The sequence below is a fragment of the Kosakonia sacchari SP1 genome (assembly GCF_000300455.3).
GTDB classification, from domain to species: domain Bacteria; phylum Pseudomonadota; class Gammaproteobacteria; order Enterobacterales; family Enterobacteriaceae; genus Kosakonia; species Kosakonia sacchari.
Genome location: NZ_CP007215.2, coordinates 2,043,372 through 2,061,665, shown reverse-complemented (window position 1 = coordinate 2,061,665; position 18,294 = coordinate 2,043,372). Strand labels below are relative to the sequence as shown.

16 protein-coding genes are annotated in these 18,294 nt (G+C 56.3%); all 16 read right to left on the bottom strand.

Features of this window, described 5'->3' with window-relative positions:
* Positions 1-31 precede the first annotated feature (31 nt).
* The 16 genes from C813_RS32805 to tssC all read right to left on the bottom strand — a co-directional run bounded on the left by C813_RS32805 (position 32) and on the right by tssC (position 18,294).
* Positions 32-409 carry a DcrB-related protein gene (locus C813_RS32805; protein ID WP_016495669.1) on the bottom strand — a complete coding sequence of 126 codons (378 nt, stop codon included), beginning with the start codon at positions 407-409 and terminating at the stop codon, positions 32-34.
* 142 nt (positions 410-551) lie between these two features.
* On the bottom strand, positions 552-2,018 hold the full coding sequence (locus tag C813_RS32800; protein WP_017457029.1) for a serine/threonine protein kinase: 1,467 nt from the start codon (positions 2,016-2,018) through the stop codon (positions 552-554).
* Between the two features lie 26 nt (positions 2,019-2,044).
* Positions 2,045-4,663, bottom strand: a complete 2,619-nt coding sequence (tssH, locus tag C813_RS32795) for a type VI secretion system ATPase TssH (protein WP_025263581.1) — start codon at positions 4,661-4,663, stop codon at positions 2,045-2,047.
* A 113-nt stretch (positions 4,664-4,776) separates the two neighbouring features.
* A complete protein-coding gene (gene tssG / locus C813_RS32790) occupies positions 4,777-5,820 on the bottom strand; it encodes a type VI secretion system baseplate subunit TssG (protein ID WP_017457027.1) in 1,044 nt (347 codons plus the stop codon).
* Positions 5,817-7,688, bottom strand: a complete 1,872-nt coding sequence (tssF, locus tag C813_RS32785) for a type VI secretion system baseplate subunit TssF (protein ID WP_017457026.1) — start codon at positions 7,686-7,688, stop codon at positions 5,817-5,819. Before tssF ends, tssG begins: the two co-directional genes overlap by 4 nt.
* A gap of 2 nt (positions 7,689-7,690) precedes the next feature.
* Complete coding sequence (tssE, locus tag C813_RS32780) at positions 7,691-8,260, bottom strand: type VI secretion system baseplate subunit TssE (protein ID WP_017457025.1); 570 nt, start codon at positions 8,258-8,260, stop codon at positions 7,691-7,693.
* Positions 8,253-9,065 (bottom strand): type VI secretion system accessory protein TagJ, encoded by an 813-nt coding sequence (locus tag C813_RS32775; protein WP_017457024.1) that lies wholly within the window; start codon positions 9,063-9,065, stop codon positions 8,253-8,255. The genes tssE and C813_RS32775 overlap by 8 nt, the downstream gene beginning before the upstream one ends.
* Before the next feature lie 9 nt (positions 9,066-9,074).
* Positions 9,075-10,064 carry a hypothetical protein gene (locus C813_RS32770; RefSeq protein WP_017457023.1) on the bottom strand — a complete coding sequence of 330 codons (990 nt, stop codon included), beginning with the start codon at positions 10,062-10,064 and terminating at the stop codon, positions 9,075-9,077.
* A 20-nt stretch (positions 10,065-10,084) separates the two neighbouring features.
* Complete coding sequence (locus tag C813_RS32765; protein ID WP_017457022.1) at positions 10,085-10,879, bottom strand: PP2C family protein-serine/threonine phosphatase; 795 nt, start codon at positions 10,877-10,879, stop codon at positions 10,085-10,087.
* A complete protein-coding gene (gene tagH, locus C813_RS32760; protein ID WP_017457021.1) occupies positions 10,876-12,681 on the bottom strand; it encodes a type VI secretion system-associated FHA domain protein TagH in 1,806 nt (601 codons plus the stop codon). Before tagH ends, C813_RS32765 begins: the two co-directional genes overlap by 4 nt.
* Before the next feature lie 129 nt (positions 12,682-12,810).
* Positions 12,811-13,647: a lysozyme inhibitor LprI family protein gene (locus C813_RS46820; RefSeq protein ID WP_083200616.1), complete on the bottom strand. Its 837-nt coding sequence runs from the start codon at positions 13,645-13,647 to the stop codon at positions 12,811-12,813.
* A 101-nt stretch (positions 13,648-13,748) separates the two neighbouring features.
* Positions 13,749-14,543, bottom strand: coding sequence for a lysozyme inhibitor LprI family protein (locus C813_RS32750; protein ID WP_017457019.1), 795 nt, complete (start codon positions 14,541-14,543; stop codon positions 13,749-13,751).
* A 3-nt stretch (positions 14,544-14,546) separates the two neighbouring features.
* Positions 14,547-15,380 carry a peptidoglycan-binding protein gene (locus C813_RS32745; protein WP_017457018.1) on the bottom strand — a complete coding sequence of 278 codons (834 nt, stop codon included), beginning with the start codon at positions 15,378-15,380 and terminating at the stop codon, positions 14,547-14,549.
* A 202-nt stretch (positions 15,381-15,582) separates the two neighbouring features.
* Entirely contained in the window at positions 15,583-16,065 is a 483-nt protein-coding gene (locus C813_RS32740; RefSeq protein ID WP_017457017.1) for an Hcp family type VI secretion system effector, read from the bottom strand.
* A gap of 249 nt (positions 16,066-16,314) precedes the next feature.
* Positions 16,315-16,752 (bottom strand): Rap1a/Tai family immunity protein, encoded by a 438-nt coding sequence (locus C813_RS32735; protein ID WP_017457016.1) that lies wholly within the window; start codon positions 16,750-16,752, stop codon positions 16,315-16,317.
* Positions 16,753-16,791: 39 nt separating this feature from the next.
* Positions 16,792-18,294: a type VI secretion system contractile sheath large subunit gene (gene tssC, locus C813_RS32730; protein ID WP_017457015.1), complete on the bottom strand. Its 1,503-nt coding sequence runs from the start codon at positions 18,292-18,294 to the stop codon at positions 16,792-16,794.

Here is an 18,294-nt window from a genome sequence, read left to right as displayed (position 1 = left end):
GCGGCAATCAGCGCACGGTTAAACCAGCACGCTATTTTGCACGATGAAATTTAATACTCTGGATGATTTGTTGATATTGCTTTTGATGTTCTTCGCTGAATTCGCCAGGGCAGGTGCCCACGTAGCTCACCATTTTTTTCCCGGCGGGATCGTCGAGCAAAATTAGCGTTTGGCGCTGGAAGATAACGTGGTTGTCATTTTTAAACTGATAGAAGAGCTCCACGGCGGGATAACCGTCCACTTCCAGCATTTCCGACGATTCAAGATGAAAATCAATGAGCGTCATCTCCAGCTCACGCGTTTTTCGGGCAGCGAGGGCGTGAACTTTATCGTCAGCTTTTGCATTACTTCGCGATACGACAAACGTAAATTCACCGCCACCCTGATTGCTGTGTGTTAATAAATTCATAGTTCTGTCTTTTTAATATAACGAGCGAGACGAGCGTTGTTATTGCTACGAGAAGACATTGCACCATCATGCAATGTGAAAAATGACGCGCGCGGGAATGGCTTCCCGCACGCTACCGGGCGTCAGCCCGGAGGGATCATCACTATTGTGCTTGCGGGTTAATCAGCCAGGTGCCTGGCTGCCCAATAGTAATGGTCTGGCTGCGGGTCTGACCGTTGCCCTGCAGTACCAGGTTGTAACGCCCCGGTTGCAGCTTCAGTGAAGCAAAACCGTTGGTAGCCGGAGAAACAGACTGCGCTTCGCCGTTGAGCGTCAGTTTTTCGCCCTCGTTCATACGCACAAAAATCTGCGCAACCGGCTCTTGCACCGCAGGCGCAGTAGTCTGGCTTTGTGCCTGCGTGGTTTGCGAAGGGGTCGCCGCAGGTGCGGTAGTTGTCTCCTGCACGGTCTGGCGCGGCGGTTCAGCGGCCTGCTGTGTGGTTTGCTGCTGATCGGTGTTGCTGGCATTCTGCGTCGCCGCTGTGTCCGGCGAGGAACTTCCGCCAAACAGTGCCGCCCCCGCAATCACCCCAACGATAACGCCCGCTGCCACCAGCCCCGGCACTTTGTAACGTTTCACGCTACTCAGCGCATCGGTTTTTTCCGGTGTTTCTTCCACCGGCACCAGCATGGTGCCCGGCTGTTTTACGCTCATGACGTCGTCGATGCCGGCGACCGGCATTTCAATCAGCGCGGCGAATTCATCCACCGTTTGCGGACGGTCTTCCATTTTCAGCGACAGCGCGCGGTCCACCGCCTGCAACAGCGTGTGTGAATACCCCGGCAAACCGCGCTGCGTCAGCGGGACATAAGTGTCCTGAATGCTGCGCACCACGCTTACCGGCGGCGGTGAGCCAATAATCAGCGTGTGCAGCACCGCGCCAAGGGCGTAAATATCGGTCCACGGCCCCTGCTCGCTTTCGTTATCGTCGGTGTATTGTTCAATCGGCGCATAACCCGGACGCAACATCGTTTCAGTTTCATCGGAAACCGAGCCAATACTGCGACGCGCAGAGCCGAAATCGAGCAATACCGGCAGGCCGTTATCCTGAATCTGGATGTTATCCAGCGAGATATCACGGTGCAGATAGCCTTCGTCATGAATAGTTTTGATAGCGCCCAGCAGCATCGGCAGCATGCGGCGGATCCACGCTTCATTAATCAGCGTCGGGTTCTTTTCACGCAGGCGGGAAAGCGTGGTGCCGCTGTAAAACACCGTTCCCATGTAGGCGGTGTCGTTCTGCACCCAGAAACGCAGCACATGCAGCAAGTTCGGGTGGTTGAAGCGCGCCAGCAGGCGCGCCTCCTGAATAAAACTGTTCAGCCCGGCGGTAAACGCTTTACTGAAGCGCTCGCTACGCAGCACCAGCGTCATGTCATCATTACGTACCGCCAGCGACGACGGCATAAACTCTTTAATCGCGATGGTTCGCTCAAGCTGGTGATCCTTGGCGCGATAGACGATGCCAAAACCACCGCCGCCGATCACTTCTAAAATTTCAAACTCGTTGAAGCGATATCCCGGTGGCAGTGCATTCGGTACACTCCGGTTGTTATCGTGATCCGTCATATTGGAAAACTCTCTTGATAATGGCTTTACGCCGCAAACTGACAGTGAAACTCACCCTGCTCAAACGTGACCCGTAAGCGCTTATATTGCTCGTCGCGCGCGCTGGCGTCGAGTAATAGCTGGCTCATCAGCGGCAGCAGTGTATTGGTAAGGATGGCGTCCACCATACGGCCGCCTGATTCGACTTCCGTACAGCGGGCAACAATTTTCGCCACCACGCTATCGTCCACTTCCGACACAATCCCGTGGTTGTCCGCCAGGCGGCGCTGAATGCGTTTAAGCTGCAGGCGCACAATCATCGCCAGCATCTCGTCGCTGAGCGGGTAGTACGGCACCACCAGCAAACGGCCCAGCAGCGCGGGCGGGAAAACCTGCAACAGCGGTGGGCGCAGCGCGTCGCGCAGGGCATCCGGTTCCGGCATCAGTTCCGGATCGGCGCACATGCCGGTAATCAGCTCAGTCCCGACGTTGGAGGTGAGAATAATAATGGTGTTACGAAAATCAATATGCCGGCCTTCGCCATCTTCCATCCAGCCTTTATCGAACACCTGGAAAAAGATTTCGTGTACGTCAGGGTGGGCTTTTTCGATTTCATCGAGCAGCACCACGCTATAAGGACGGCGGCGCACCGCTTCGGTTAACACGCCGCCTTCACCGTAACCAACGTAGCCCGGAGGCGCACCTTTCAGCGTGGAAACCGTGTGCGCTTCCTGGAATTCACTCATGTTGATGGTAATAACGTTCTGCTCGCCGCCGTACAGCGACTCCGCCAGCGCCAGCGCAGTTTCGGTTTTACCGACACCGGACGGGCCGCACAGCATAAACACGCCCACCGGTTTGTTCGGATCGTCCAGCCGCGCGCGTGAAGTCTGTACCCGTTTGGCAATCAGTTCCAGACCGTGGCGCTGTCCAATCACGCGTTCGTTCAGGGTATCGGCCAGTTTTAACACCGCGTCGATTTCGTTTTTCACCATCCGGCCCAGCGGGATGCCGGTCCAGTCGGAAACCACGGCGGCGACCACGTTGGCATCGACCGAGGTAAACAGCAGCGGCGCGTCGCCCTGTAGAGCCCGCAGTTCGGCCTGCTGTTGCGTCAGCGTGGCGCGTAAATCGGTCAGCGCCTCTTCCGGCGAGGTGTGTAGCTGCGCGCGCAAGGCAATGATCGCGTCAACCAGCGCCTGCTCCTGCTCCCAGCGCGCCGTCAGTTCGTCGCGTTGTTGCGCCAGTTTTTCCAGCTCAACCTGCAATTTCTCCACACGATCACTTTCACCGGTCGCCATTTTCGCTTCACGGTTGGCAATCTCAACTTCCACGTCCAGCGCGGCGATGCGGTGCAGGCAATCTTCTAATTGCGGCGGCGGTGAACTTTGGCTTACCGCGACGCGCGCACAGGCGGTGTCGAGCAGCGCAACGGCTTTATCCGGCAACTGGCGCGCCGGAATGTAGCGGTGCGAGAGTTTTACCGCCGCGACAACCGCTTCATCCAGCAGCAGCACACGGTGGTGTTTTTCCAGTGCGGAAACGGTGCTGCGCAGCATCAGTACCGCTTTTTCTTCGTCGGGCTCCGCGACCTGTACCGTCTGGAAACGGCGGGTCAGCGCCGGATCTTTCTCAATGTATTTTTTGTATTCCGCCCAGGTGGTCGCGCCGATGGTGCGAAGCTGACCACGTGCCAGCGCCGGTTTCAGCAGGTTAGCGGCATCGCCCGTACCCTGCTGGCCGCCGGCGCCAATCAGCGTGTGGATTTCGTCGATAAACAGAATGATCGGCGTCGGGCTCGATTGCACTTCGTTAATCAGCGACTGTAAACGCGCTTCAAATTCGCCCTTCATTCCCGCGCCCGCCTGTAACATGCCGATATCCAGCAGCCACAGTTGCACATTTTCCAGCGGTTCCGGCACATCGCCTGCTGCAATGCGCAGCGCCAGCCCTTCAACAACCGCCGTTTTACCGACGCCCGCTTCACCGGTCAGTAATGGGTTGTTCTGGCGGCGACGCATCAGAATATCCACCATCTGGCGGATCTCTTCATCACGTCCCACGACCGGGTCGATTTTACCATCGCGCGCCCGGGCGGTCAGATCCTGACCATACTGCGCCAGCGTGCCCTGCTGTTGCGGTACGCCTGCGCCCGCGTCATCGTTCAGCGCCACGGTGACTTGCTGGCTCTCTTTGCTGTTGGCGAAAATGGCGTCGAAGTTATCCAGCAACGCATCGGCGCTGATACGCTCAAACTGCGGCGAAATGCCTTTCAGCACGTTCGCCAGGCTCCAGGTTTTCAGGATCCCGGCCAGCAGATGGCCGCCACGAATGCGCGTCACGCCATATTTTAACGAGCCATACACCCACGCGCGTTCAACGGCGGTATCAATGTGTTCTGACAAGTCGGAAACCGAACTTGCGCCACGCGGCAGTTTGTCCAGCGCTGCGACGATATCGCGCGTCAGCGCCTCTTCATCCAGCGAAAAGTGGCGAATAACCTGCTGCAGATCGCCGTCCGTCTGTTGCATCAGTTGATGCAGCCAGTGAACCAGCTCCACATACGGGTTGCCACGCAGCTTGCAAAAGGCGGTGGCGCTTTCCAGCGAGGTAAATAACAGCGTATCGAGTTTGCCGAACAGAACGGCGCGGCTGATTTCTGACATGAGTTCATCCATTATTCATAATTAGTTTGCAGTCATCCTGACAAGCCAGCTCGTCGTGCGATACGACATGCAGGATGTGTGCGTACGTCAGACCAGGAAACTAACAACGGAGGTTATCCCTCCGGGCTGAAAACTAAATCTCCTCGCGCTTGCGGCCTGGGCTGAGCGCCAAGCCAGGCGCTGTAACCCAGACGCCCGGCCCCGCCAAGCGTGGCACCGGCGACATCTTCACTGCGCAAAATCACTTTCACCGCCCACTGGTACTCAATGCCCAGATACTGGCGCACCCAGTCGCGTAGCGCAGCGACATATTTTTCACCCGGCATAAAACGCCGATAGGTATCAACGGGAAGCGGGCCAATTTCGATGCGAAACTTATGGCACACATCGCGCACAGCTTCGCCAAGAAATGCCGATTGTCCGAGGCGCGGCGCGTGTCGCCCGCCCTGTAAGCGCGCGCGTTCACGTTCGCTGAGCGGCATCCACTGCGGCACGTTTTCGACAATGGTGACCGGCACGTTGAAATAGCTGCGCAGGATCTTCGCCAGTCCTTCCGGGTCGCGTCCGTTACGGGTCAGATGCCCGGCCAGAGCAAAGCGCGCGTGCGGGCTTAAACTGCCTTTTTCCAGTTGTCCTGGCTGGCCCATGCCGATCAGCGAGGCGATGTACTGCTCAAAACGTTTGTTATCCTGGCGATCCAGTGAAACGGTCGGCTGCGCATCGGCCCAGGCGCGATAAAACAGCAGCGCCAGGCGGTGATGAAAGAGATCGGCGAAGGCGCTCAGGCTGTCATCCTGGTGGTGCGCAATACGCTCGCTGGCATATTCAGTCAGGTGAACCGGCAGCGGGCCGTTGGGGCCAAACAGGCCAAAACTCAGAATCGAGACGTCATACAGCGACGAGTTTTCGCGCTGGCGCACGCTTGACAGTGTCGACGGTGCAAAGCCAAGAGAGGGTGTTTGCCCGATGCGCAACGGCTCGAAACGCGGCAGCGGCGCGCGACCCAGCGGGTAACGCTCACCGCCACGCGCATCAACGTGGCGCAGCAGCGTAAACAGATCGTAGCGCCACGGCGTTGCCATCACGTTTTGCCAGAACGCCTCCGGCAGCGCACTGGCGCGCGTAATGACCGGCGCGTTGCTCAGCGTTTCGGTCATATCAGCGCCCTCTTGCCCATGCGCGGCGGCCAGTAACCCACTTCCCCACGCTGCTGGCTCTTAAGCGTGAATTCGGTAAAGCTGTTCATGCCCACCAGTCGGGCAAAAACACGCTCCAGTACGCTGCCAAACAGATACGGGCTGAAGCCGGAAAACGCCTGCTCATCGACCGTCAGTGTGATGCCAATACCGCGCGCGAAAACAATCGGCCCGGGTTCCGGCACCCGGCGATGTACCGGTTCGAGCACACAGTGGCGCACACCTTCAATCTGACGCGCGACCGGCGCTTCTGCCAGCCGGGTATAGAGCCCCAGCAACTGGCGCAGCGCCGCAGCGCCCGCGCCGTCTTCGCCATCCATCAGGCTTAAATAGTTCATCTGCAACTGGCTGATCAGCCGCCAGGTGCTCAACCCTTCCGCCAGCGCCGGACGCGGCGGCGTCGGGCCTTTTCGCAGCTGTAAGGTTTTGACCGGCAGCGAATCCGGTAACACAAACTGGCCGATATCCTGCTGCAACATCAGCGGCAGATCGCGGCTGGTGCACAGCACTTCGGCGGTGATGTAGCGTAACTCTTCACGCCACGGCGCATGCTGTTCATCCACCAGCGAGGCGAACACTTCAGATCCGATGTAGCCGGTACGCGTGCCGTAACGCTGCGCATGTTCTGATAACGCTCGCTGTTCGCGGCGCAGCGAAAAGTAAGCGCCGTAATTCCCCTCATCCTGACTCCAGCTACTCCAGAACGGGCGAAAAGTTTGCTCATCACGCTGCCCATCAATGCTGGCGTGAATTTTGGTCACGGCGTAAATCTCGTAATCCAGCGGACGAATATTATCGACCACCAGATGGTACTCATGCAGGCTGTCGCTCAGCTTCTGGCGTTCCGCCACTTTCGGGAACAGGTTAATCACCGGCGTGCAGTGCAGCGCGAGGTGGCTTTTATCCACCACCCGTTCAAGCTGCGCATCGGCTTTGTCGAGCAGGATGATGATATCGAAGGACTTCGCTTCGCCACTTTGCGCCAGCATCGTGCGCAAGCCATGCAGGCTGATAAACAGGAAACGCGACGGAAAAGCAAAGTACTCCTGCAACAGACGGTAGCCGTCAAAGTTGCGCAGATCGTCCGGCAGCAGCGCCTGGTCTGCGCTAAACCCTTCCTGGCGCAGCGCATCGTCGGCCAGCACCAGCGGCGGGGTTTTCTGCCCGTTCGCCTGACAGAGCATCCCGACCTGGTGACCCATGATCAGTTCGAGGAGTTTCAGCGCCTGCATATCCGGGCCGCTTAAGAAGAACTCCAGACGGTCGAAATCAAGGTGGCTGAGGTTGACCGGGCCGTCGCAACTCAGGCGAATACGCAGTGCGCTTTGCGCCCCGCGCTGGCTTAAACCAACCTGCGCCAGCGGCAGATCGGCGGGTACGCCGCCCAGCTCCACCTGGCTGATTTTCAGCGGCAGCAGCGTGACATCATGCGCGGTGGTGTAGCTACAGGTGACACCGTTCTTTTTCATCACCTGGCTGTCCATCATGGTGCCGCGCGGCACCACAAAACCGTTGCTCAAATCGCCTTTCGCGCTGTCCGGTTGCAGTTCGGCAATCGCCATGGACGGCGTGGGTGCAAGGTAATTCGGCGCGACCATTTCCAGCAAACGCTGGGAGAAACGCGGGAACTCGGCATCCATTTTTAACTGCACGCGCGAGGTCAGAAAGGCAAAACCTTCCATCAGGCGTTCGACATACGGGTCGGAGACGTCCATGCCGCGCATGCCCAGACGCCCGGCAACTTTCGGGTAGCGCCCGGCGAACTCCTGACCCATTTCGCGCAGCCAGGCCAGTTCGCGGTTGTAATATTCGAGTAATTTGCTGTCCATCGTTACCCCGCGTCTTTCAGCTCGAAATGGCCGTTTTCCAGATCCACATCGGTACGAAACAGGAACTCCAGCGGATAAGGCACGCACCACAGGCGGCCTTTGATCTCAATCGACAGGACATTATGCAGATCCAGCGACTGAGTATCGGAGATGCAGCGCACCTGCAAGCCTTGCGGAAGAATGCGCGGTTCAAAATGCAAAATCGCGTCGGTCAGTTTGCGCTGGATATCCTGCCATTCGATATCCGACATGCGCTTACCCGCCAGCGGCGACACGCCAAAGTTCACCACCGAACGTCGCACCTGGTCAAAACCGGAGAGATCCTGCTGCGCTTCGTTATTAATGGTATTGAAAAGCCACTGCAAATCGCGCAGCACATGGCGGCGCAGCGCGGAGTGCGAAACCAGAGTGTTATTCACCGGCTCCTGCACTTTATCCGGCGCGTCATCCGTCAGGCGATCGAGCAGCGACGGCTGCATTTTATCGCGCGCGCCAACGGTCTCTTTCCCGCGCCGTGAGCGCCAGCCGCTACGCAGCAGGTCGCTCTCTTCATCATGCGCAGAGTTACTCATCTGCGGCATCCACGTTAAAACTGACGTTGGCGAGGTCAAGCAGCGAATACTCAGCGCTGTCGTTAAGCCACACTTTTTGCCCCTGCCCGATATAGTGCGGCGCATCGCCTGGCAACTGCTGCCATTCGGTGACGCGACACAGCTTGAAGCGGTCATCGGCATTAACATCCAGCGGATAGCGCGCCGGGATCTGGCACACCTGTTCGCTGCCGTCCTGCAAGCGCACCAGCGTGTGACGCCACACTAAATCGGTGACGCTGGCCGGGGGCTGGAACTGCATCGCGGAAATGGCGCTGAACGGCAGCCAAAAATAACGGCCATTGACAATGGCTTCGCAGACCGGGCCAAAGCGGCAGTCGCCATCCATCAGCCAGTCAAAGCTCAGGGTTTGCCCGTCCTGCGTCGTTAACTGGCCAGGATTGGCGTCGGCCATTTCCAGGGCGGTTTCACGATCCGCACCGGCATTCGCCGCTTCCGGATCCAGCGCGCTGACCATTGACGCCAGCCACGGCCATTGTTGATCCGGCGTAACCGGACGCGCACGCCCTGCCATCACTTCCGCACGCTGGCGCTCGCCTTCAATGGCCTGTTCCAGCAGCGTAACGGTTGGCTGTGCCTGCGGTTTTAACGCCTGCCAGCTTTTTAACTGCGCCAGCGCGCGCGACCAGTTGCCATCAAGGCACAACAGTTGGGCAAATGCGGCGCGCAGATCGGCGTCGCCCGGCTGGGTGCGGATACGGCTTTCGAGCTGCGACAGGCTTTCCTGCAACGATTCGCCCGCCAGCTGTTGAAACAACGTGTTCATCGCCGCTCCTTAATTAACCGTTTTATAGGTGCCAACCGCCGGGTTACGTAGCTGCGGGTGCAGCGAGTCAATCAGCAAAATGTTCAGATGCGTACCCGGTTCAAACCACGGCGTCCACGCTTTGCGCACTTCATCAATACGCGCCTGTAAACGCGCCTGGTCATTTGCCACATCGCGGGAGATCTCCACCGCCACGGTGCCATTCGCCTGCCAGCCATTCAGGCTGTCGACATACGGCAGGATCATCCAGCTCTGCGCCAGCGTGCCTTCGCTGACCACCATACGTTCGTTGTTGACGGTGGTAATCAACAGGCGATCCGCATCCACACTGGCATTCAGACCACTAACCGGGAAGCCGTGCACAAAGGTCATGGTGATTTTCTTTTCCGCACCGTTGCTGAGTTGCGTCACCACGCTGCGCCCGTTCAGCCAGCCGCCCTTCTCACACTTGCCATCTTCTTTGGCGGGAATAAACAGCGCGGGCGTACCGGCGCCGCCCTGCCAGAAGGTGCGCAGGTGGCAGCCATCCTGCAAGGTGAACTCCTGCCACGGCGCACGGCTGGCGGGCGGCGAGAGATCTTCAGCGCGACCGGTTGGCGCAACCAGCCCGGAAGCCGGGGTTGTGGCGGGCGCAGTAGTCGCACCGGTTGAGGTGACCACCGGATCCCACTCTTTGGCTTTATCGGCGGTGCCTTCAGCCAGCGTCGCGCCTTGTGGGTCGGTCAGTTTCCAGCGTACCTGCGTCAGCGTGCCACACTGGTTTTCCAGCAGCGCGCCAAGACGCGGTAAAAAGCTATTCAGTACCGAGGGTTTTTTATCGCCGCTGGCGACAATGCGCAGCGGCAGCGTCTTCGCACACCAGCTTTTTGGCGTGTTATCGGCGATGTTGTCGATCCAGACATCCAGTTTTTGCGAAGGCGATTGCACGATGCGGTAGTTTTCTGCCTGCACGCTGCCACACACTGCCAGCAGAGCCAAACCCGGTAGCCAAAGTTTCATAAAAGTCCTTGTAAGCTGTATCAATCACGAAGAGGGAAAAACTGCGCGGCTTCAGAGAGCGTATGTAAAAGCGTCGTCTCCTGAGGCGTGCCCATCCACACCGCTACGGCGCTATAGTTGTCCTGCTGGGTCTGCGCCCCGACACCGTTTTTCAGCAGGATTTGATTCATCAACGTCAGCCACTCATCGGGCGTATTGACCATGTGCAGCGACTGTTGCATCTGCTCCTCGGTGACGCCGTGCCAGAAACCATCCGTGCACAGCAAAAACGCGTCGCCATCTTCAATCGGCACCACATCACTGTAGCTCGGTTCACGCTCATCCTCGCCCAATCCCAACGCGAAATAGAGCAAGTTACCGTTGATACCTTCGGTCTGGTGTCCGGCGTCTTTCATCTGCTGGACGAGGCTGTGATCGGTAGTGACGTGGTAAAGCCAGCCGCGACGAAACAGATACAACCGGCTGTCACCCGCGTGCGCCCAGTAGGCGAGCTGGTAATCGCGATCGATAAACAGGCTCACCATGGTGGTCCCCATGCGGTGATAATCCTGCACCGCTTTTTGCTCTTCGCGGATGGCGCGGTTCGCGCCATTCACGTATTGACGAATGTACTGGGCATTGAGGTGCTCATCACCGTCGAACCGGGTGATAATGGCGTTTCGCGCCAGTTGCGCCGCCACGTCACCGCCGGGTAAACCGGCGATGCCGTCGCAGACCACAAAGCAGGCGGCGCGCTCGCCGATGGTTTCCCCGGTCTGATCCTGATTACTGGCACGTTCGCCCTGTCGCGAAATAGAGGCCGTGCTGATATTCATTCTTCCGATCCGCTTTGTGAATCTTTGTACTGGTTGACTTCCATGTCGTAAGCGTGGAGGAACGCTTCGCCAAACAGGGTGTGGAAGTCATCGTCAATCTCACCGGCCGTCTGGGCGTAGGTACGTACATAGTAATCCCACAACGCGGCTTTACGGTTGGAGAGCACACCAAGCCGCGCGGTCGCACCGTCGCGTTTGGCGTCATCTTCCAGTTGCTCCGGGTTAAACTGCTGCAACATGGCGGCGATAATCGCGCGAATACCGGAGATCATCCCCAGCTGGTGCGCTTGTAAATCGATCAGCGCATCACGCACCGATTTTTTCGGCGGCATAAAGCCAGGCATACGCGTACCGAACATCTGCATCAGCACGGTTTTACCGGACGGCAGCAATTTGAACGGGTTGTTCGCATCGTCCAGTACCATGGTCATGTCCGCTTTAACACCGCGTTTCAGAATAGAACGCGACGATAACAGCGCGACCGTACCCTGCGAGAACATACTCAGCATCTGACCGAACTGGCGCATGTTTTCTTTATCGAACTGCGGCACCGGCTGCATGTCGCTCAGTCCCATGCCTTCAAGCAGCGCATCAAGCAGCTCACCTTTCAGTACATCGCCGCTGTCGCCGGTGCTGACTGATGGCGTGCTCTTCGCGCCATTGCTCTGGACCGGATCGATACGCAGACGCCCTTTCGGCGTTTGCGCGGTGCTGCGCTGTACCGCCTGCGGGGTTGGCAGCGTGATACCAGCATAATCCTGCGGCTCCTGCACCTCTTCCGGCGCGGCGAGCGGCGCGTCGTCGGCAAACAGCGGCGTCGCACTCAAATCTTCCGGGCGCAGCTCGGTAATGATCGGCTGAGCGGCTGGCGGCGGTTCCGGCGTGTTCAGATCGGTAATGATCGGTTTCGGTTCAGCCGGTTTCTGCGCCGCCAGTTCATCGGCATGCGCCAGCGGCACCGCGCCGCTCAGCAGACCAAGCGGATCGTCGCTGCGGGTTTGCTTTGTGCTACCGCTCCCGCCAAACAACGCCAGCGGATCGAGTTCGTCGCTATCCGGCGAGTGCGGTTTTTGTGCCGGTTCAACCGGCGGCACCAGCGCAGAAGGCGTGGAGTCGTTGAAAATGCTGTCGTTTTTAAACAACTGCTCGTCGTTAAACAACTGATCCGAGGCCAGCGATTTCGGCGTTACCAGCGGTTCATTGTTATTGAGCAGCGACAGCGGATCTTCCGGGTTACGCTCCGGCCCTTTCGGCGCGGCGAACGGGTTAAGATTTTGCGCGTCCTGCGGTTTCGCACGGCTGCTGGAGATGCTGTCGGAGATGGAAAACTCCTGCATCAGGCTGTCCCAGATTTCCGTCGGCACGGACGCCGGAGCGCCTTCTGGCGTGTTTTTCTGCGCCGGAACGGGTGCCGGTTTTGCCACCTGCGGCTGCACTGGCTTCGGGTACATCTCTTCAGCCATGCGGGTGACAGGACGGGTATCCTGAATCAGATCGGTGACTTCAATACGATATTCATCGATGCCAAGAATATCGCCATCCTGCAGCTCAACCTGGCGACCACGTTCCAGGGGGATGTCATTCAGTACGACGCGGGTCACGTTGCCACGGTTGGTGACGCGGCATTCGCCATTGCCGGCAATATGAACAATCGCCTGCAAACGTGAAATGGAACGGTCATTGTCCGGCAGCACCAGATTGTTGTCCGTGCCGCGGCCAATGGTGCCGCCCGGGGGATAAAAGTCGCAGCTACTTTGTGGCGGCTGATGACCGGGTTTACTGGTAATAATAGTGAATCGCATCGCGTATTCCTGCTGGAGTTATGTGCACTCAAACGGTGCCGCTTTAGCTAAAACGGCTGCGTTTGAAGACAAGCGAAAAGAAGGTCGACGTTCGCGAACCCGGCGCAGCCACCGGATAAGTCTCTTGTTTTACTGGATTTTACTGACCAATTCAAAGGTCCGTTGTTGCATCGATTTTGTTAAGCAGGCCTCGTCTGTTTGGCACTGGTTGCGTTTTTTAAGCCAGTCGCGCTGCGCCGCTTTCATGCCCGCTAACGCAGCTTTATCCGCCGGGTCAATTTCTTGCTGTTGCTGCAACTGAATAGTGTAGGCATCGGTCACGCTGCGATCCCAAGAAGAAAGATCATCACTGCTGCAAATGGTTTGTTCAATAGCGTTCAGTTTTGCATCACAGGAAAAACTGGGTTTTGCTTTTTCACCGGATTTCACGCGTTGCATAACAACATAGCTATTATCGAACCAGTTCATTACCGCACTATCGTCTGATAGCAGCGCAACCCAGTTTTTGATCGACACGCCATCAGTCGAAAGATAACCAGACTTACATTGTATAAGGATCGGTGTAATTTTCAGATTTCCCGGTTGTTCGAAACCAAAATCCTTCGCGACCGGAGTCTTGGGTTCGACATAGCGCTCACCGGACGTTTTAAGAATAGCCTCGTCAAGCGTCATCAGGGATTGGGGGGTATACGTAGGCTGCTGGCAGTCGACATCCCATATCAATTCACCATAAGCTGAGTTTCCATCTAAATGAATGACTCTTCCTACATAACGTGGATCGCCAGGGATGGTTGAGACTCTTGCCGTGGCCTGGTGATCCGGTTCAGCGGAAATAATACGCCATGCCCCCAAAATGGAGGCTGGCGTTTCTGCTGCGTAGGCAGCGCAGTAACTCAACGACATCAGTGCGGCTAAGGCGACCCATTTAATGCGAGCCGGGGTAAATCGAATGATGCTTCCTGTCATGTTTCCCTACCATCTCATCCAGTGGCGCACATGCAATACGTACAAGGTCTTACTGCTTAGCAGGGATGGCAACCCGCCATCCCCTTATTACCAGCTACGACTCAGACCCCATCCAGGCTGTGCGCCAGCTTTTCCAGACGATCGTTCATCGATTTTTTCAGGCATTGCACATCGCTATTGCAGCTATTGCGCTGGCTTAACCAGGCTTTCTGTTGCGATTGCAGTTTGTTTTCCAGATCTTTATTACCCAGGCTTACCGCTTCTTTGCGGAACGAACGGTAAGAACGGGCAACGCTGTTATCCAGCGACGCCAGTTCGCGATCGCCGCAGATTGCTTTTTCCGGTGCGGAAGCGGCTTTTGCACAATCAAACGATGCCTGTGGTTTGCTGTTTTTATCCACCGGCGTGAGCAACAGGATGGTGCCATCCGTCCAGTTCAGCAGTAAGCGCTGATTGACGAATGCCAGGCTGGCGCCGCTACCCGCATCACCGTTAGCAAAGTGACCCGATGCGCAGGTAATGTTTTCGACCAGCGTTTTCGCGCTCCCGTCTAATCCCAGCTCATAGGTTTTCGCCGCGTCTTTCTCCGGGATGGACTGCGTGGCAGCGACCCAGGCATCCAGCGTACTGCTGCTTTCTTTCATCGCGGGTGACTGGCAATTCGAGCCGCCCGGAAGCGAAGTGCTGATGCCTTGCGGCGTCACGCTCAGAAAGCGCCCGACAAGGCGATCATCGTTGAACTGATAGTTCAGGGTGCGTTCTGTTTCGGTATTAATAAACGCTTTCTCAACCAGCCACTCGCCCTGTACCGGTGAATTGCCAGCCTGCGCCGCCGAAGAGAGTAGCGCCAGGCAAGTGAGCGTTGCCGCTACGATCTGTTTAGTGTGAGTCGTCATTGATCAATTAGTCCCGTAGTCGCCGTTTAAGAAAAGATTCACTTCAAAATTACGACGATTAATCAAACCCTTCATAACTTTGTGTTTACTGGTGTTCGCGCGTTTAATTTCTGTCATCGCGTCAGAGATCTGCCCACGGTTGATAAAACCAAACACGTTGTTCAGCCGTCCACCGGGGTTATACGCAAAGGAGACCAGCGCGTCGAATTCATACTGCTTGAGCGGCACAAAAATACCATTTCTCACCGCGTTAACGTATGGCGGAACGGTGGCACGCAGTAAATTTGTCTCCTGATCGGCGGTAAGACGCACCAGTTTCGCGTTATCGGCGACAAACTGACTTGCCTGGTCGTCGTGCAATTTGGCGGCTTTACTGATTTTTTCCGCGGTTATCGCATCAATGCCGATTTCAATCATTTTCGCTTTGATAGATTGCTCAGAGCGCTCTTTCATATCGTAGCCCGGCCCGAGCGTCACGCCGCTCGCGCCACCTGGCCAGTGCAGGTAACAACTTTTGTTTGCCCAGGCTTCGCGATGAAAAATAAAGGTCATGCCACTGGCGGAAATATCCATCGCTCCGACAGCCTGTCGCCCGGCGCTGCCTGAAATAGGCGGCTGTGGCGCGCGGGTAGTGACCGGTTTACCTAATGCAGCAAGGGTGCGTCGCCCGACAATTCCATCAACATGTAAATTCTGTTTCGCCTGGAATTGTTTGACGGCAATTTCGGTTTTTAAGCCGAAAATACCATCTTCACCGACTTTCGCTCCCGATTTATTCAGCAGTTGCTGTAACTCTTTAACATTCGTACCACGATCACCCTTGCGCATAACACTCATTCGTTCATCCTCAAAATATTCTTTAATATTTATACGCACTCAAAAGAAACAGCTTTCATAAAAGCGGCTGCGTTTGAGTAGCTAATTATTCTGTTGGGGACAACGTCACTCACTCAATATGAAAAAGAGACAGCCATTAAAAAATAAAATAAGGATTAGGCCGAAAACAACAAGGTGAGCCCTTGCGGGCTCACCACAGCGATTACGCTTCTTTGTTTTCTTTGATGTTCCAGCCAGCGCTGGTTTCAGCACCTTTACCACCAGAAGAGGACTGCTCCCAGTACTGCTGTTTCACTTTCGCAGCCTGGAATGCATAGGTCACACCTACGGTGTCGCCGTTGTCAGCACCGGTGTACTGAACGGAAGTTACCAGCACATCTTCCAGGGTGATGCGTGCATACTCAACCTGCTGGCCGCCTGCTTTGCAGACAGACAGCTCAACTTTGGTCAAGTGTTTGCCGCTGGCGCAATGTTTCAGGATAGCCGTCGTGGATTTATCAATGAGTGCGTTAACATGCAGGTCATTAAAATTGACTTTACCGGCACCGCCGCCACCGCCAACGCTCATGTTTCCAGGTTGTGAAGCACCCCAGGAAAAAGATGTGATATCAGTCCAGCCGGTGTGGTTAGAGTCTTTAGATTCACCCGTAACTCCATCGACCTTCAGAAACATATCAATAGCCATAATATTTACTCTTCGTTAATGATAAATATTGCTTTCGAAAAAGCGCTTATATGGCAAACGGGTAAGCATGGGGCCGAATAAAACCGTCCATATTTTACCTCTGCCTCGTTTGATTCTGAAAAGATTATGCATCTGTTCAGAAACACTCATTCCCTCGATTGAGAGAAAGAATTCATGACATTCTGACGCCAATATAACGACGTGGCGTTACGGAAATAGCACTATCAACGTTCAGATAATTCGCTCGCGTTATTTATTGCGCGATGGTGTGCTTTTTTCACAGCCACCATGATGCTGCGTCATCGCGTCGATAATTAAGCTCGACGCGCGCGCCTGTTTCAGCCTCTCAGGCGGCAAGCTGCGAAAGTAGCTATACACAATTTCATGCAGCGTGATGGATTTGAACCGCCGGTAACTGCACCAGACTGTCCCTTCCGTGGTATCCAGCACGCCTAATAAATAGAGATCGGCTTTAATGCGCTCGCGCTCGTTGCTTTTAGATGTCCACGCGTTGAAAAAGCGCTCGCCGGACATATTCACATCCTGGCTGGTGAGCAACGCCGGGTCGCGCAAAAAATTAGCCGTATCGTCCTGCGGCAACGCCTGTGCACGCGGTGTGTAATCCTGTTCTGCCCAGCTCAACGCTGAACAGAACAACAGACCGGCTAACATAATGCACTGTCGCATCGTCACATCCTTGTGGTTAATGAAGCCGGCCTGTCTGGCTTACGCTTCTTTGGTTTTCAGCGACGGCAGTTTGGATACCAGACGCAGAGAAACCGTCAGACCTTCCAGCTGGTAGTGCGGACGCAGGAAGAATTTCGCCGCGTAGTAGCCAGGGTTATCTTCGATTTCCTGCACCTGCACTTCTGCCGCAGCCAGCGGTTTACGCGCTTTGGTTTCCTGCGAGGAGTTCGCCGGGTCACCGTCGACGTAGTTCATCACCCAATCGTTCAGCCAGCGTTCCATTTCGTCACGCTCGCGGAAGGAGCCGATTTTGTCGCGCACAATGCACTTCAGGTAATGCGCAAAACGGCAGCAGGCGAACAGATACGGCAGACGCGAAGCCAGACGGGCGTTAGCGGTCGCGTCGGCGTCGTGGTACTCCATCGGTTTTTGCAGCGACTGCGCGCCAATAAACGCGGCGAAGTCGGAGTTTTTACGGTGGATAAGCGGCATAAAGCCGTTTTTCGCCAGTTCTGCTTCACGACGGTCGCTGATGGCGATCTCGGTCGGGCACTTCATGTCCACGCCGCCGTCATCGCTCGGGAAGGTATGGCAGGGCAGGTTTTCTACCGCACCGCCGGATTCCACACCGCGAATCGACGTACACCAGCCGTACTCTTTGAACGAACGGTTGATGTTCGTTGCCATCGCGTACGCGGCGTTCGCCCACGAGTAGTTGTTGTGGTTCGCGCCATCGGTCTCTTCTTCGAAATCGAAGCTGTCAACCGGGTTGGTGCGAATACCGTACGGTAGACGCGACAGGAAGCGCGGCATCACCAGGCCAAGGTAACGGGCATCTTCAGATTCACGCAGTGAACGCCAGGCGGCGTATTCCGTGTTCTGGAAGATTTTCGTCAGATCGCGCGGGTTCGCCAGCTCCTGCCAGGACTCCATCTGCATCACGCTTGGCGCAGTACCGGTAATGAACGGGCAGTGCGCCGCCGCGCCGATGCGCGCCATTTCGCCCAGCAGTTCGACATCCTGCGGGCTGTGGTCGAAGTAGTAATCGCCAACCAGGCAGCCAAACGGTTCGCCACCAAACTGGCCATACTCTTCTTCATAGATTTTTTTGAACAGCGGGCTCTGGTCCCAGCCCACGCCTTTAAAGCGTTTCAGGTTGCGGCCCAGTTCCTGCTTGGAGATGCTCATAAAGCGGATTTTCAGCATCTCGTCGGTTTCGGTGTTGTTCACCAGATGGCTCAAACCGCGCCACGCACTTTCCAGTTTCTGGAAATCTTCGTGGTGGATTATCTGGTTAATCTGCTGCGACAGCTTTTCATCAATTCCGGCAATCAGGTTCTGAATGGTGCGGTAGGTATCGCTGGAGAACGTGACGGTGTTTTCCAGAGCCTGTTGCGCCAGCGTTTTCACCGCACTTTCTACCGCTGAACGCGCCTGGTCCGTTTTCGGACGGAACTCTTTGCTGAGCAGCGCGCTGAACTCATCCTGGCTGAAGGCCTGTGCGCCCTGCTGCAGTTCTTGCTGTTGAGAAGGGTTGCTCAT

Bases quoted from the DNA above. Each gene is read 5' to 3' on its own strand.
- C813_RS32800 (WP_017457029.1), bottom strand. From the start codon at position 2,018: ATGACGGATCACGATAACAACCGGAGTGTACCGAATGCACTGCCACCG.
- tssF (WP_017457026.1), bottom strand. From the start codon at position 7,688: ATGGACAGCAAATTACTCGAATATTACAACCGCGAACTGGCCTGGCTG.
- C813_RS32745 (WP_017457018.1), bottom strand. From the start codon at position 15,380: ATGAGTGTTATGCGCAAGGGTGATCGTGGTACGAATGTTAAAGAGTTA.
- C813_RS32735 (WP_017457016.1), bottom strand. From the start codon at position 16,752: ATGCGACAGTGCATTATGTTAGCCGGTCTGTTGTTCTGTTCAGCGTTG.
- C813_RS32775 (WP_017457024.1), bottom strand. From the start codon at position 9,065: ATGAACACGTTGTTTCAACAGCTGGCGGGCGAATCGTTGCAGGAAAGC.
- C813_RS32770 (WP_017457023.1), bottom strand. From the start codon at position 10,064: ATGAAACTTTGGCTACCGGGTTTGGCTCTGCTGGCAGTGTGTGGCAGC.
- C813_RS32750 (WP_017457019.1), bottom strand. From the start codon at position 14,543: ATGACGACTCACACTAAACAGATCGTAGCGGCAACGCTCACTTGCCTG.
- tssG (WP_017457027.1), bottom strand. From the start codon at position 5,820: ATGACCGAAACGCTGAGCAACGCGCCGGTCATTACGCGCGCCAGTGCG.
- tagH (WP_017457021.1), bottom strand. From the start codon at position 12,681: ATGCGATTCACTATTATTACCAGTAAACCCGGTCATCAGCCGCCACAA.
- C813_RS32805 (WP_016495669.1), bottom strand. From the start codon at position 409: ATGAATTTATTAACACACAGCAATCAGGGTGGCGGTGAATTTACGTTT.
- tssE (WP_017457025.1), bottom strand. From the start codon at position 8,260: ATGAGTAACTCTGCGCATGATGAAGAGAGCGACCTGCTGCGTAGCGGC.
- tssH (WP_025263581.1), bottom strand. From the start codon at position 4,663: ATGTCAGAAATCAGCCGCGCCGTTCTGTTCGGCAAACTCGATACGCTG.
- C813_RS46820 (WP_083200616.1), bottom strand. From the start codon at position 13,647: ATGACAGGAAGCATCATTCGATTTACCCCGGCTCGCATTAAATGGGTC.
- C813_RS32765 (WP_017457022.1), bottom strand. From the start codon at position 10,879: ATGAATATCAGCACGGCCTCTATTTCGCGACAGGGCGAACGTGCCAGT.
- C813_RS32740 (WP_017457017.1), bottom strand. From the start codon at position 16,065: ATGGCTATTGATATGTTTCTGAAGGTCGATGGAGTTACGGGTGAATCT.
- tssC (WP_017457015.1), bottom strand. From the start codon at position 18,294: ATGAGCAACCCTTCTCAACAGCAAGAACTGCAGCAGGGCGCACAGGCC.